The organism is Streptomyces cinnamoneus (genome assembly GCF_002939475.1).
GTDB classification, from domain to species: Bacteria; Actinomycetota; Actinomycetes; order Streptomycetales; family Streptomycetaceae; genus Streptomyces; species Streptomyces cinnamoneus_A.
The window spans coordinates 1,229,243-1,245,736 of sequence record NZ_PKFQ01000001.1 but is presented as its reverse complement, the minus strand read 5'-3'; the positions used below and the strand labels follow the sequence as shown (position 1 = coordinate 1,245,736).

Sequence of the window (16,494 nt, the reverse complement as noted above, 5' to 3'; positions counted from 1 at the left end):
ACCCTTGTCCGCCCCCATCACGACTCCACCTGCTCCCGCGCCATGCGGACGAGCGCCTCGGCGTCCAGCTCGTCGATCCGCTCCATGTCCCCGGCCGCCGCCTCCCCGGCCGCCCCCTCGTCCGTGCCGTCGCCCCCGCCCGTACGCAACGCCGTCTCCAGATGACCGGCCAGCTTGGCGGGCGTCGGATAGTCGAAGATCACCGTGGTCGGCAGCCGGAGCCCGGTGGCGGCGTTGAGGCCGTTGCGCAGCCGCACCGCCATCAGCGAGTCCAGGCCCAGTTCGAGGAAGCCCCGTCCCGGCCGGACGGCCGCCGGGGAGTCGTGCCCCAGCACGTCGGCCGTCCCGGCGCGGACCAGGTGCAGCAGCAGCTGCTCGCGCTCGGCCGGGGCCGACCGGGCGAGCCGCTCACGCAGCGACGCCGGTTCGTCCCTCTCCTCCGCGCTCTCCTCGGGGACGCCCGCCACGGCGGCCGGACCGCTCTCCGCCGCCAGCTCCTCCAGGAGCCGGCTGCGGCGCCCCAGCGTGAACTCCCGCGCGAAGCGCTCCCAGGCGATGTCGGCGACGACCAGGCAGGTCTCCTCCCCGCCGGCCGCACCCAGCAGCGCGGCCAGCGCCGGCTCGGGAGCCATCGGCGCCACACCGCCCCGGGCCAGCCGCCGCCGCACCGCCTCACTGGTGGCCATGCCGCCGCTGCCCCAGGCGCCCCACGCGAGCGAGGTCGCGGGCAGCCCCAGCGAGCGGCGGTACTCGGCGAGCGCGTCCAAGTAGGCGTTCGCCGCCGCGTAGTTGCCCTGACCCGCCGAACCCAGCGCGCCCGACACCGACGAGAACAGCACGAACGACTCCAGCTCCAGACGAGCCGTCAGCTCGTGCAGATGCCACGCCGACTCGGCCTTCGACCGCAGCACCGAGGCGCAGCGCTCCGGAGTCAGGGCGCCGAGCACGCCGTCGTCCAGCGTGCCCGCCGTGTGCACCACGGAGGTCAGCGGGAACTCCGGGGGAAGCCCCTCCAGCAGCCGCCGCAGCGCCTCCCTGTCGGCGGTGTCGCAGGCCTCTACCGACACCCGGGCGCCCAGCTCCGTCAGCTCGGCCCGCAGGGCCTCCGCGCCCGGCGCCCCGGCACCCCGCCGGCTCACCAGCACCAGGTGCTCGGCGCCCTCACGCGCCAGCGCCCGCGCCACGTGCGCCCCGAGGGCACCCGTACCGCCGGTGATCAGCACGGAGCCCCGCGGCTTCCACCGCCGGCCCGCGGCGGACGGCGCCCGGACGAGCCGCCGCGCGACCGTGCCCGTCTCCCGCACCGCCACCTGGTCCTCGCCATGACGGCCCGTCAGTACTGTGGCCAGCCGCTCGACCGCCGGCTCGTCGACGACCCCGGGCAGGTCCACCAGCCCGCCCCAGCGCTCCGGGTGCTCGGCGGCCACCGTCTGCGCCAGGCCCCAGACCTGGCCCTGCACGGGCGTACGCACCGCGTCCCCGTCCACCGCCGCCACCGCGCCCCGCGTCACGCACCACAGCGGCGCCGTCACGTCCGCGTCACCGAGCGCCTGGACCAGGGCCAGCGTGGCGGCGACCCCGCGCGGCAGGGCCGGGTGCACACCGTGCGGCCGCTCGTCCAGCGCCAGCAGGGACAGCACCCCGGCGAGCGACGGCTCGGCCCCGGCCGCGGCCCGCAGGCGCTCCGCGAGGGTCTTCCGGTCCTCGCCGGCCTCGACGCACACGGTCCGCAGCCCGTTCTCGGCCAGGCCGCGCAGGCAGGAGCGCACGGTGGCCTCCGCCGCCGGATCGTCCGGCACCGCGACGAGCCACACACCCCCGGGCGCGCCAGCCGGCTGTACCTCCACCGGCTTCCACACGAACCGGTACCGCCAAGCGTCGACGCCCCGCGGCTGCGGGCCGCGGCCGCCCACGGCCGCCTCGGGCCAGAAGCGCCGGTGCTGGAACGCGTACGTCGGCACCGGCACCCGGCGCGCCCCGGTGCCCGCGTAGAACGCCGCCCAGTCCACGGCCGCCCCACGGGCGCACACCTGGCCGAGCGCCCGCAGCAGGGCCCGCGGCTCGTCCCGCTCACCGTCCAGGGCGGCGACACAGCCGACCGCCCCGGCGTCGGCGCACTCCGCGGCCATGGCGGTCAGCACCCCCGCCGGCCCCAGCTCCAGGAACGTGGTCGCGCCGCGCTCCAGCAGGGCGGCCACCCCATCGGAGAACCGCACGGTCTCCCGCACCTGACGCACCCAGTACTCGACCGTCGTCAGCTCCGCCCCGGCCGGCGCGCCGGTGCCGTTCGCCACCACCGGAACACGCGGGGCGGCGAACGACACCCGCTCCAGCACCTGCCGGAACCCGTCCAGCATGGGTTCCATCAGCGGCGAGTGGAAGGCGTGCGACACCGTCAGCCGCTTGGTCCGGACGCCGCGCCCGGCGAACCGCTCCCGTATCTCCTCCACGGCCGCGCCCTCACCGGAGATCACCACCGCCGACGGCCCGTTCACCGCCGCCAGGCTCACCCGGTCCTCGAAGCCCGCCAGTTCACCGGCGACCGTCTCCGCCGGTGCCGCGACCGCCACCATCGCCCCGCCGCCCGGCAGCGCCTGCATCAGCCGGCCCCGCGCGGCCACCACGGCACACGCGTCGGCCAGTGACCACACGCCCGCGACGTGGGCCGCGGCGAGTTCCCCGATGGAGTGCCCCACCAGGTAGTCCGCCCGCACGCCCCACGACTCCAGCAGCCGGAACAGCGCCACCTCGATCGCGAACAGGCCGGGCTGCGTGAACTCGGTACGGTCCAGCAGGGCGGCCTCGTCGCCGAACACCACGTCCGTCAACGGCCGCTCCAGCAGCCCGTCGAACGCCGCGCAGACCTCGTCGAACGCCGCGGCGAAGGCGGGGAAGGCCGCGTGCAGCTCCCGGCCCATGCCGAGCCGCTGCGAGCCCTGACCGGAGAACAGCAGCGCCAGACCGCCCTCGCCGCGCACGTCGGTGACGAAGCCGGGCGCCGAGCCGCTCTCGCCCACGGCCGCCAGCACCCGGGTCAGCTCCTCCCGGTCCGCCGCCACCACGACCGCGCCGTGCTCGCGCGCGGCACGGCCCGTGGCCAGCGAGTGCGCGACGTCCAGCAGGGCCGCCTCGGGATACTCCGCGAGGTGCGCGCCCAGCCGGGCGGCCTGGGCCCGCAGCGCCCGCGGCGTGGCCGCGGACAGCACGACGGGAACGGCGGGCGGCACCCACCGCCCCTCGTCCGCGCCGGGCACCTGGTCACGGCCGGCCGGTACCTGCTCCAGGATGACGTGGGCGTTGGTGCCGCTGATGCCGAAGGACGACACCCCGGCCCGCCGCGGACGCCCGGCCTCCGGCCAGCTCCGCGCGGCCGTCAGCAGCTTCACGGCACCGGCCGACCAGTCCACGTGCGGGGTGGGCTGGTCGACGTGCAGGGTCGGCGGCAGGGTGCCGTGGCGCATGGCTTCGACCATTTTGATGACGCCGGCGACGCCGGCGGCGGCTTGGGTGTGGCCGATGTTGGATTTGACGGAGCCGAGCCAGAGGGGGTGGTCGGTGGGGCGGTCTTGGCCGTAGGTGGCGAGGAGTGCCTGTGCTTCGATGGGGTCGCCGAGGCGGGTGCCGGTGCCGTGGGCCTCGACGGCGTCCACGTCGGCCGCCGTCAGTCCCGCGCCGGCCAGCGCCTGCCGGATCACCCGTTCCTGGGACGGCCCGTTGGGTGCCGTCAGACCGTTCGACGCGCCGTCCTGGTTCACGGCGGACCCCCGCACGACGGCCAGCACCTCGTGTCCGTTGCGCACCGCGTCCGACAGCCGCTCCACCAGCAGGACGCCCACGCCCTCGCCCCACGCCGTGCCGTCCGCGCCCGCCGCGAACGCCTTGCACCGGCCGTCCTCGGCCAGCCCCCGCTGCCGGCTGAACTCCACGAAGGCGTCCGGGGCGGACATCACCGTGACACCGCCCGCCAGCGCCAGCTCGCAGTCCCCGCCGCGCAGCGCCTGCGCGGCCAGGTGCAGGGCGACCAGGGACGACGAGCACGCCGTGTCCACGGTGACCGCGGGCCCCTCCAGACCGAGCACGTAGGAGATGCGGCCGGAGGCCACGCTCGCCGCGTTGCCCGTGCCGACGTGCCCCTCCAACTCCTGGGGAACGCCCCGCAGGAGAGCGCCGTAGTCGTTGCCGTTGGTGCCCACGAACACGCCCACCGGCCTGCCGCGCACCGCCGACGGCGCGATGCCGGCCCGCTCGAACACCTCCCACGACGTCTCCAGCAGCAGCCGCTGCTGCGGGTCCATGGCGAGGGCCTCGCGCGGGCTGATCCCGAAGAAGTCCGCGTCGAAACCGGCGACGTCGTCGACGAAGGAGCCGTCACGGACGTACGTCGTGCCGGGCCGGTCGGGGTCCGGGTCGTAGAGCGCCCCGACGTCCCAGCCACGGTCCGCGGGGAAGCCGGACACCGCGTCCACACTTTCGGCCACCAGCCGCCACAGCTCACCGGGCGATCGCACTCCGCCCGGGAAGCGGCAGCTCATGCCGATGATCGCGATCGGGTCGTCGTCGGCCGGCGCGAGGGCGGGCCGCGCCGCCGGCGCGTCCGGCGTGGGCACGCCGTCCGTCAGCTCGGCCAGCAGATGGTCGGCGAGCGCGGCCGCAGTGGGGTGGTTGAACGTCAGCGTCGCCGGCAGCGCCAGGCCCGTGGCGGCACCGAGCCGGTTCCGCAGCTCCACGGCGGTCAGCGAGTCGAAGCCGAGCGCGCTGAACGCACGGTCCGGCCCGACGGCGTCCGGCGCCGCGTGCCCCAGCACCGCCGCGACCTCGCCCCGTACGGCTTCCAGCAGCACGCGCCGCCGCTCGTTGCCCTCGGCGGCCTCCGCCAGTCGCCGCAGCAGCGGCGTGCGGTGGTCGTCCCGCGAGGCGTCGGCCCCCGCACCGGACGGCGCGGCCAGCTCGGCGAGCACGGCGTACGGCCGGGACGCCGGCCAGGACAGGGGGAAGACCTCCCAGTCGAGTGCGGCCACGACCAGACACGCCTCGTCGTGACCGACGGCCCGGGCCAGGGCGGTGACGGCGACTTCCGGGTCCATCGGCAGCAGCCCCGTGCGCCGCAGCCGGTCGGCGACGCCGTCACCGGCCGCCATGCCGGCTCCGGCCCACGCCCCCCAGGCGAGGGACGTCGCGGGCAGACCGAGCGAGCGCCGGTGCCGGGCGAGGGCGTCCAAGGAGGCGTTGGCGGCCGCGTAGTTGCCCTGCCCGGCGGCGCCGAGCACGCCGGCCAGGGACGAGAAGAGCACGAACGCGTCCAGTTCGAGACCGGCGGTCAGCTCGTGCAGGTTCCACGCACCGGTCACCTTCGACCGGAAGACAGCGGCGAACCGTTCCGCGTCCAGCGCGTCCACGACCCCGTCGTCCAGGGCCCCGGCCACGTGCACCACCGCCGACAACGGGCGGTCCGCCGGCACGTCGGCCAGCAGCCGCTCAAGGGCGGCACGGTCGGCGACGTCGCACGCCGCGAACGTCACACCTGCGCCCGCGGCCCGCAGCTCTTCCGCAAACTCCGCCGCACCCACGGCCGCACGGTCGCTCCGGCCGACGAGCAGCAGATGCTCCGCGCCCTGACCGGCCAGCCAACGGGCCACCTGCCCGCCGACGGCACCCGTGCCCCCCGTCACCAGTACGGTGCCACGGGGCTTCCAGCCACCGGTCGCCGTCGCGCCGAGCGGCGCACGCACCAGACGCCGCGCGTACGTGCCGGAGGAACGCAGGGCGACCTCCGCCTCGGCGGGGGAGCGGAGCGCAGCGGCGAACCGGGCACGCAGAGCGGGATCGAGGTCGGCGGGCAGATCGAGGAGACCGCCCCAGCGGTCGGGGTGTTCGAGCTGGACGACCCTGCCGAAGCCCCAGAACTGGGCGGCGGTCGCGAGGACGGGGGAGTCCGCGCGGTCGACGTGGACGGCTCCGGTGGTCGCGACGTGCAGGGGGGCGCCGATCCCGCAGTCGCCCAGGGCCTGCACCAGCGCGGCGGTGGCGGCGAGCCCGGCGGGCACGGACGGGTGCGCGGGATGCGGCCGGTCGTCCAGAGCCAGCAGGGACAGCACACCGGCGACGGGGCCGCGACCGGCGAGAGCGGTACGGACGAGATCGGCGAACTCGGTGCGGTCCGCGACCGTGGTGGCGGGCGCGACGCACACGACCTCGGCCCGGTGGTCGGCGAGCGCGGCGGCGCAGGCGGCGACCAGGGAGTGGCCGTCGGCGAGGCCGTCGTGCCCGGGCGGGGCCACCAGGAGCCAGGTGCCGGAGAGGTCGGGGGCGGACGCGGTGGCTGGACCGGCGGGCAAGCGGCGCCACGTCTCGCGGTACTGCCAGGAGTCGAGGGTGGAACGGTCGCGGTTGCCGCGCCGCCAGGCGGCCAGAGCGGGGACGACCGCGGTCAGCGGTGCGTCGGACGCGAGCGCGAGGGTCTCGGCGAGCGCGTCGAGGTCACCGCTCTCGATCGCGGCCCAGAGCGCGGCGTCGGCCGGGTCCGCTGCGGAACCGGTGGGCGAGCCGGCGGGGCGCGAGGGTTCCAGCCAGTAGTGGTGGTGTTGGAAGGGGTAGGTGGGGAGGTCGTGGGTGGGGTGGGTGGTGGGGAGGAGGGTGTTCCAGCTGGGGGTGGTGCCGGTGGTGTGGAGGTGGGTGAGGGCGGTGATGGTGGTGTGGGGTTCGGGGTGGTTTTTGCGGAGGAGGGGGGTGGCGGTGGTGTGGGGGTGGGTTGGTTGGGTGAGGGCGGTGAGGGTGCTGTCGGGGCCGAGTTCGAGGAGGGTGTGGGTGGTGAGGTGGGTGAGGCCGTCGTTGAAGCGGACGGGTTGGCGGATGTGGTGGGTCCAGTAGGTGGGGGTGAGGGTGTCGGTGGTGGTGGGTTGGCCGGTGAGGTTGGAGATGATGGTCAGCTGGGGTGGGTGGTAGGTGAGGGACTCGGCGATGGTTTGGAATTCGTCGAGTATGGGGTCCATGTGGGGGGAGTGGAAGGCGTGGCTGACGTGGAGTTTCTTGGTTTTGCGGCCCCAGTTGGTGACGGTTGTTGCGATGGTGTCGACGGCGTCTTTGTCGCCGGAGATGACGACGGATGAGGGGCCGTTGATGGCTGCCAGGCTCACTCGCTCGTTGAGAAGAGGAGCGATTTCGTTTTCTGTGGCTTGGAGGGCGGTCATGGTGCCGCTGGTGGGGAGGGTTTGCATGAGGCGTCCGCGTGCGGCGACCAGGGTGCAGGCGTCTTCGAGAGACCAGATGCCGGCGACGTGGGCTGCGGTGAGTTCCCCGATCGAGTGCCCGAGCAGTGCCTCTGGCCGTAGTCCCCAGCTTTCTATGAGCCTGTATTGGGCTGTTTCGAGGGCGAAGAGCGCGGCCTGGGTATAGGCGGTTTGGTGGAGTAGGCCGGTGGTGTCGTGCCACATGATGTGGGTGAGTGGCAGGTCTAGGTGTTGGTCGAGTTCGGTGCGGATGGCGTCGAAGGCGTCGGCGAAGGCTGGGTAGGTGGCGTGGAGTTCGCGTCCCATGCCGGGGCGTTGTGAGCCCTGTCCCGCGAAGAGGACCGCCAGTTCGCGGCCTTGTCGCCGGCCTCGTAAGACCGATGCGGGCGAGGCCAGCGCGGTGACAAGTTCTTCGTGGGTTCGGCCTACGACCGCGGCCCGGTATTCGAAGTGCGTGCGACTCGTGGCCAAGGCGTGGGCGACGTCGACTGGCCGGGCGTCCGGCCGTTGCTGGGCCCATTGGCGTAGCCGTGCGAGCTGTTCGTCGACGGCTGCTTCGGTCTTGCCCGAGACGACCCAGGGCACGACCACGTCGCTCTGCCCAGTGGCGGGCGCCTGCTCCTCCACTGTCTCTGGTGGTGCCTGTTCCAGGATGACGTGGGCGTTGGTTCCGCTGATCCCGAACGACGACACACCCACCCGCCGCGGACGCTCGACCTCCGGCCAGCCGCACGTCTCCGTCAGCAGCCGAACCCCGCCGGCCGACCAGTCCACCTCGCTGTTCGGTTCGTCGACGTGGAGGGTGGGTGGCAGGGTGCCGTGGCGCATGGCCTGGATCATTTTGATGACGCCGCCGACGCCTGCTGCGGCTTGGGCGTGGCCGATGTTGGACTTGAGCGAGCCCAGCCACAGGGGCCGGTCCTCCGGCCGTCCTTGTCCGTAGGTGGCCAGGAGGGCTTGTGCCTCGATGGGGTCGCCCAGTCGTGTGCCTGTTCCGTGGGCTTCGACCGCGTCCACATCGTTCGGGGTCAGGCGTGCGTTTGCCAGTGCCGCTCGGATCACTCGTTCCTGCGAGGGGCCGTTCGGTGCCGTCAGGCCGTTGCTCGCGCCGTCCTGGTTGACCGCCGACCCCCGCACGACCGCCAGGATCCGCCGGCCGTTGCGCCGCGCGTCCGACAACCGCTCCAGCAACAACACCCCCACACCCTCGGCGAAGCCGAAGCCGTCGGCTGTCTCCGAGAAGGCCTTGCAGCGTCCGTCCGCCGCCAGGCCGCGACGACGGCTGAAGGCGATCAAGCCGTCCAGGGTGGAGACCACCGCGACGCCGCCGGCCAGCGCCAGCTCGCATTCGCCGTTGCGCAGGGCCTGTACCGCCAGGTGCAGGGCCACCAGTGAGGACGAGCACGCCGTGTCCACCGTGACCGCGGGGCCTTCCAGACCCAGGGTGTAGGAGATGCGGCCTGAGACGACGCTCGCCGCGTTGCCCGTGTCGCGGTAGCCCTCAAGGCTGTCGTCGGCACGCGCCAGCAGCTCGGCGTAGTCCTGCCCGTGGGTGCCGGCGTAGACGCCGACCGGCGTGCCGCGCACGGCCGTCGGCTCGATGCCGGCCCGCTCGAAGGCCTCCCACGAGGTCTCCAGCAGCAGCCGCTGCTGCGGGTCCATGGCGAGGGCCTCGCGGGGGCTGATCCCGAAGAAGTCCGCGTCGAAACCGGCGACGTCGTCCAGGAACCCGCCCTCGCGGACGTAGGTCTTGCCCGGGGCGTCCGGATCGGGGTCGTAGGCCGCCGTCACGTCCCAGCCGCGGTCGGTGGGGAAGCCGCTCACCGCGTCGGTGCCGTCGGCCACCAGGCGCCACAGGTCCTCCGGTGAGGTGACCCCGCCCGGGTAGCGGCAGCTCATGCCCACGACCGCGATGGGCTCGTCGTCCACGAGGACCGCCGGTGCCGGGGCCGACGCCGCGTCGGCGGGGGCTCCGGCGTCGCCGAGGGTCTCGCCGAGCAGGTAGGACGCGAGTACGGCCGGCGTGGGGTGGTTGAAGATCAGGGTCGCGGGCAGGCGCAGCCCGGTCACGGTGCTGAGCCGGTTGCGGAACTCGACGGCCGTCAGCGAGTCGAAGCCCAGCTCGCGGAACGTGCGGTCCTCGGCGATCTCCTCGGCGGACGCGTGACCCAGGACGGTCGCGGCGTTCGCGCGGACGACGTCGAGGAGGGCCCGAAGCCGCTGTTCCTCCGCCATGGCCGCCAGGCGCGCCGCGAACGACGAGGGACTCTCCGCCGCGGGCGCGGCCGCCCGGCGGCGCGTGGCGAGCAGGTTCCGGAAGAGGCCGGGCACCGCGTCGTGGTCCCGGGCGCGCAGCGCCTGGAGGTCGACCCGCATCGGTACGACACTCGCCCGGCCGGCACCGCAGGCCCGGTCGAACAGGGCCAGCCCCTGCTCGGCGGTCATGGCGGCCGCTCCGGCGCGGGCCAGCCTGCGCAGGTCGGCGGCGTCCAGGCGGCCCGCCATGCCGCTCTCCTCGGCCCACACCCCCCAGGCGAGCGACGTGACGACGGGCGCCGGCCCGCTCCTCGCCCGCTCGTGGTGGGCCAGCGCGTCGAGGAAGGCGTTGGCGGCCGCGTAGTTGCCCTGCCCGGGGCTGCCGCAGACGGCGGCGGCCGACGAGAACATCAAGAACGCGGTGAGGCCGTCCGGTCCGGTCAGCCGCAGCAGGTTCAGGGCGCCGTCGACCTTGGGCCGGAAGACCGCGTCGATCTGCCCGGCGGTCAGCGAACCGACGACCCCGTCGTCGACGAGCCCGGCGGTGTGCACGACCGCGGTCAGCGGATGCCCCGCCGGAACGAGGGAGAGCGCGGAGGCCACGTCGTCCTCGTCGGCCACGTCACACGCGGCCACGTCCACCACGGCGCCCAGAGCCGTCAGTTCGTCGGTGACGTCACGGGCGTTCGGCGCGTCGGCGCCCCGGCGGCTGACCAGCAGGAGCCGGCGGACGCCGTGTGCGGTGACCAGGTGCCGGGCGACCAGCGCGCCGAGGCCGCCGGTCCCGCCCGTGACGAGCACGGTGCCGTCGGGGTCCCAGCCGGCGAACGGGTCCGCCGCCCCGGGAGCACCGGTGGTGCGGGCCAGACGCGGGGCGAGCACCTCGCCACCACGGACGGCCAGTTGCGTCTCGCCGGACGCGACGGCGGCGACGAGGGCCTCCCCCCACGCCGGACGCGCCGCGTCCACGTCCACGAGCACGAACCGGTCCGGGTGCTCCGACTGCGCCGCACGCACCAGCCCCCACACCGGCGCGTACGCGAGGTCGACGACGGAGTCGTCGTCGCCGGCCGCCACCGCCTGCCGGGTCAGCAGCACCAGGCGCGACGAGCCGAGGCGGTCGTCGCCGAGCCGGCTCCGCACCAGCTCCAGGGCCCGGCCGGTCGCGGCGCGGGCCGCGCCGGGAAGGTCACCGGACGTCGTCTCGGGCGTGGGTGCCGGTGTGGCGAGAGCGGCGCACACGACCTCGGGCAGGGGCGAGCCCGGGGCCAGCGCCTCGCGCAGCCCGTCCAGATCGGTCAGATCCGTGAACTCCCGCACCTCGCGGCCCGCGGCCCGTACCGCCTCCGCCACCCCGAGGGGGTCGGGGCCGACGACCGCCCACCAGCCGCCGTCACCCGCCGTGCGGCGCGCCACCGGCGTCCAGTCGACGTGGAACAGGTCCGTGCCCCCGCCGCTCGTCGCGGTGGCGGACAGCCGCCGGCCTTCCACGGCGCGCAGCACCACGGACGCGATGGAGGCGACCGGGGCGCCCGTGCTGTCGGCCACGGTGACCGAGACGGCGTCCGGCCCGGCCGGGACCAGCCGGACCCGGATCGCGGCCGCCCCGACCGCGTGCAGGGCCATGCCGCTCCACGAGAACGCCAGCCGGCCCCCGGCAGGTTCGCCCTGCCCGTCGCCGGCCGCCAGTTCCATGGCGTGCAGGGCGGAGTCGAGGAGCGCCGGATGCAGGCCGTACGCGTCGGCCTCCGCCGCGGACTCCTCGTCCAGCGCGGCCTCCGCGAACAACTCCTCGCCCCTGCGCCACACCGCCCGCAGCCCCTGGAAGGCGGGGCCGTAGGAGAAACCGCGCTCGGCGAGCCGGATGTAGGCGCCGTCCACGTCCACCGGCGTCGCCCCGTGCGGCGGCCACTCGGCCAGGGGCGGCGGAGCACCGTCGCCGTCGGCGGCGAGGAACCCGGTCGCGTGGCGGGTCCACGGCGCGTCCGGCTCGTCCCCGCGGGAGTGGACGCTGACGGGGCGCCGACCCGTCCCGTCCGCCGCACCGACCTCCACCCGCACCGCGAGGCCGCCCTGTTCCGGCAGCGGCATCGGCGCTTCCAGGGCCAGCTCCTCCACGCTGCGGCAGCCCGCCTGGTCGGCGGCGCGCAGCGCCAGCTCCATGAACGCCGAGCCCGGCAGCAGCGCCGTGCCGGACACCGCGTGGTCGGCCAGCCACGGGTGGGTGCGCCGGGACAGCCGGCCGGTCAGCACCAGACCGTCGGACCCGGGCAGGGCGACGCTCGCCCCGAGCAGGGGGTGGCCGGTGTCCTCCAAACCCGCGGACCGTACGTCGCCGCGGGATCCCACGGCCGGCACGGACCAGTAGTGCCGGTGCTCGAACGGATACGTCGGCAGGTCGGCCCGGCCGCCCGCTCCGGTCAGCTCGCGCCACGCCACGGGCACCCCGGCGGTCCACGCCTGCCCGAGGGCGGTGAGCCAGCGGCCCGGTCCGCCCTGCTCACGCTGGAGGGTGCCGAAGGCGACCGCCGGCGTCCCCGTGGCGTCGACCGTCTCGTGGATGCCCTGGATGAGGACGGGGTGGGCGCTCACCTCGATGAACACCGAGTGTCCGGCCGTCAGCAGCGCGGCCGTCGCCGCCTCGAACCGCACGGTCTCGCGCAGGTTGCGGAACCAGTAGGCGCCGTCCAGTTCGGGGCCCTCGGCCCAGCGGCAGTCGACCGTGGAGAAGAACGGCAGCCGCACCGGCCCGGGCTTCACGGGGGCCAGGACGTCGCGCAGCTCCGCGGCGATGTCGTCGATCTGCGGCGAGTGCGCGGCGAAGTCCACGCCCGGCACGCGCCAGCGCCACACCCCGGCACGGGCGAGCTTGCGCTCGAACTCGTCGAGAGCCGCGGCCTCGCCCGACACCACCACCGACGAGGGCCCGTTGACCGCCGCGACCGACAGCCGGCCCTCCCAGGGCGCCAGCAACTCGGCGGCCCGTTCGGCGGAGGCGGACAGCCACACCATGCCGCCGCGCCCGGCCAGCGCCAGCAGTTCCCGGCTGCGCAGGGCCACCACGCGGCAGGCGTCCGCGAGACCCAGGGCACCCGCCACGCAGGCGGCCGCGATCTCGCCCTGGGAGTGCCCGATCACCGCGTCCGGCTCGACCCCGCAGGACCGCCACAGCTTCGCCAGCGACACCATGACGGCGAAGGACACGGGCTGCACGACGTCGACCCGTTCCAGGGGCGGCGCGCCGGGGGCGTCCCGCAGGACGTCCAGCAGGTTCCAGTCGACGTACTCCGCCAGCGCCTCGGCACACGCACCCACCGACTCGGCGAACACCGGCGAGGAGTCCAGCAGTTCCACCGCCATGCCGCGCCACTGCGTGCCCTGGCCCGGGAAGACGAACACCACGCGGGGCTCGGGGGCGGCGGAGCCCGTCGGCACCTCGGGAACGGGTTCACCGTTCGCGAGGGCCGTCAGGCCGGCCAGCAGCCGCTCCCGGTCGCCGCCCGTGATCACGGCACGCCGGGCGAAGCCGGTGCGCAGGGCCAGCGCCCGGGCCACCCCGGCCGGCTCCAGCCCGGGCCGTTCGGTGAGATGGGCGTGCAGACGCGCGGCCTGCTCGCGCAGGGCGGCGTCCGTACGGGCGGACAGCACCCACGGAACGGCCCCTGCCGGGGGCGCGGCGGCGTCGTCCGGCGCGGCGGCCTCTTCCTCGGGTGTGTGTTCGAGGATGAGGTGGGCGTTGGTGCCGCTGACGCCGAAGGAGGAGACGGCGGCGCGGCGGGGGCGGCCCGTCTCGGGCCAGGACCGGGCCTCGGTGAGGAGCGCGACGGCGCCGGACGACCAGTCGACTTCCGTCGTGGGCTGGTCGACGTGGAGGGTGCGGGGGAGGGTGCCGTGGCGCATGGCCTCGACCATCTTGATGACGCCGCCGATGCCGGCGGCGGCCTGTGCGTGGCCGATGTTGGACTTGAGGGAGCCGAGCCACAGGGGGTGGTCGGTGGGGCGGTTCTGGCCGTAGGTGGCGAGGAGTGCCTGGGCTTCGATGGGGTCGCCGAGGCGGGTGCCGGTGCCGTGGGCTTCGACGGCGTCGACGTCGGCGGGGGTGAGGCGGGCGTTGGTGAGGGCGGCGTGGATGACGCGTTCCTGAGACGGCCCGTTGGGGGCGGTGAGGCCGTTGGAGGCGCCGTCCTGGTTGACGGCGGAGCCGCGTATGACCGCGAGGACATGGTGGCCGTTGCGGTGTGCGTCGGACAGCCGCTCCAGCAGCACCATGCCCACCCCCTCGGACCAGCCGGTGCCGTCGGCGGCCGCAGCGAAGGACTTGCAGCGGGCGTCGGCGGCCAAGCCGCGCTGCTTGCTGAAGTCGACGAACACGCCTGGCGTCGCCATGACGGCCACCCCGCCGGCCAGCGCCAGCTCGCACTCGCCGCCCCGCAGCGCCTGCGCGGCGAAGTGCAGGGCCACCAGCGACGACGAGCACGCCGTGTCGACCGTGACCGCCGGCCCCTCCAGGCCGAGCGCGTAGGCCACCCGGCCGGAGATGACGCTGCCCGCGCTGCCGGTGCCGAGGTAGCCCTCCAGGCCCTCCGCCCCCTGGTCGCCGTGCGCCGCCGCGTAGTCGTGGAACATCGCACCCGCGTACACGCCGACGGCCTTGCCGCGCACGGCCACCGGGTCGATGCCGGCCCGCTCGACGGCCTCCCACGAGGTCTCCAGCAGCAGCCGCTGCTGCGGGTCCATGGCGAGGGCCTCACGCGGGCTGATCCCGAAGAAGGCCGCGTCGAATCCGGCGGCGTCCCCGAGGAAACCGCCCTCGCGGACGTAGGTCTTGCCGGGCGCGTCGGGGTCGGGGTCGTACAGCGCGTCCACGTCCCAGCCGCGGTCCGCCGGGAACCCCCCGATCGCGTCGACGCCGTCGGCGACCAACCGCCACAGCTCCTCCGGCGACGCCACCCCGCCGGGGAAACGGCAGCTCATGCCGACGATCGCGATGGGCTCGGCATGCGCCGCCGCCCGGCCGCGCGACCGGGCCGCCGGGGTGGGCGTGCCGTACAGACCCGCGTGGAGGTGGTCGGCGACGGCGGCGGGGGTCGGCCGGTCGAAGACGAGCGTCGACGGCAGCCGCAGCCCCGTGGCGTCCGCCAGCCGGCCGCGCAGGCGCACCGCGCTCGCCGAGTCGAAGCCGAACTCCTTGAACGCGCGCGTCGCGTGGATCTCACCGGGGGTGACACCGCCGAGCACGGCGGCCGTCTCCTCGCGCACCAGGTCCAGCAGGGCCCGTCGCCGGTCGGCCGGTCCCAGCCCGGACAGGCGCGCCCGGAACGCCGCCGCGGCCCCCGGGTCGGCGTCCTTCCGCACGGGCGCCGCCGCCTCGGCCGGCTCGCGCGCGGCCAGCAGGGTGCCCGGCCGGTCCCGCAGTGCGTGGCGGGTGACCTTTCCGGAGCCGGTGCGCGGGATCGCGTCTGTGGTGTAGAGCTCCTCGGGCACCTTGAAGTAGGCCAGCCGCTCGGCACACGCGGCGAAGACCGCCTCCGGGTCCAGGACGGCACCGGCGGCGGGGACCAGGCAGGCGACCGGCACCTCGCCCAGCACCTCGTGCGCCCGGCCGACCACCGCCGCGTCGGCGACGCCGTCGAGCCGCAACAGCACGTCCTCGACCTCGCCGGGGTGGATGTTCTCGCCGCCCCGGATGATGAGTTCCTTGATGCGGCCGGTGATGCTCAGGTAGCCGAACTCGTCGCGGCGGCCCAGGTCGCCCGTGTGGTACCAGCCGTCGGTGACGGCGGTGGCGGTCTCCTCCGGGCGCCCGTGGTAGCCCGTCATGAGGCTGGGGCCGCTGACCCAGATCTCGCCCTCCTCGCCCGGTGCGACGTCGCGGCCGTCGTCCGGGTCGACCAGGCGCAGGGACAGGCCGGGCACCGGCAGGCCGCACGAGCCCGCGGGCCGGGTGCCGGTCGGCCAGTTGACGGTGATCGCGCCGCAGGTCTCCGTGCTGCCGTAGCTGTCGACCAGCGGAACCCCGAACCGCTCCTCGAAGTCGCGCCGCAGCGTCTCGCCCGCACCCGAACCCGTGGTCAGGCAGATGCGCAGGGCCGGCAGGGGCAGCCCGTCGGCCCCCGCCTCGTCCAGCAGGTAGCGGTACATCGTCGGGACCCCGACCAGGAAGGTGTGGTCCCCGCCCCGCACCTCGTCGAGGACGTCCTCCGCCGAGACGCCCGGCAGGATGTGCGCCGTCGCGCCGGTCGCGGTGACGCCCAGCACGCAGAGGATGTGCGCCAGGCTGTGGAACAGCGGCAGCGGCCACAGCACGCGGTCGTCGGGGGAGAGCCCGAGGACCGGGGCGTAGCAGGCGGCCACCGACCACAGGCAGCTGCGCTGGGTGGAGACGACGCCCTTGGGCTCGCCCGTGGTGCCCGAGGTGTACAGGATCCACGCCGGGTCGTCGAGGCCGAGGTCGTCGCGGGCCGCCGTGGCGGGCGCGGTGGTGGCCCACTCCTCGAACGACGCCTCGACGGGGGCGGCGTCCGCCGGTTCCGCGGCGTCGTGCGGTTCGCCGTCGTCGTCGACCACCACGACCGCCAGCGCGTCGTCGCCGGCCCAGCACCTGCGGACCTGTTCGAGCCGGAACCGGTCGGTGAAGACCACGCGGGCGCCGCTGTCGCCCAGCAGGTGGCGCAACTCGGCGTCGGCCGACTGGGGATGGAGCGGGACCCCGACGCCGCCGGCGCGGGCGACGGCCAGGTAGCACTCGATCGTCTCGACGCGGTTGCCGAGGTAGATCGCCGCCCGGTCGCCCGTGGCCAGACCCACGTCCGCCAGGTGCCCGGCGATCCGGCCGGTGCGCAGCTCGAGTTCGGCGTAGCCCACCACGCGCTGCGGATCACGGAAAGCGGCCTTGTCGCCGAAGCGAGCGGCCTGTGCCACCAACAATCGGGGCAGCGGCTGCATCAGCTCGGTACGCAACATGCAAGCTCCTGTACATCCGAGAGCACGGGCTCGGGCAATTATGTTTACG

1 protein-coding gene is annotated in these 16,494 nt (G+C 75.1%); it reads right to left on the bottom strand.

Features of this window, described 5'->3' with window-relative positions; all coding sequences use genetic code 11:
• Positions 1-17: 17 nt before the first annotated feature.
• The gene (locus CYQ11_RS30190; RefSeq protein ID WP_243469264.1) at positions 18-16,445 is read right to left on the bottom strand and encodes a type I polyketide synthase; all 16,428 of its coding nucleotides are present in this window, start codon (positions 16,443-16,445) and stop codon (positions 18-20) included.
• Between the last annotated feature and the right edge of the window lie 49 nt (positions 16,446-16,494).

What these genes read in the sequence shown, in the direction of transcription:
- CYQ11_RS30190 (WP_243469264.1), bottom strand. Translation starts at nt 16,445, where the DNA reads ATGTTGCGTACCGAGCTGATGCAGCCGCTGCCCCGATTGTTGGTGGCA.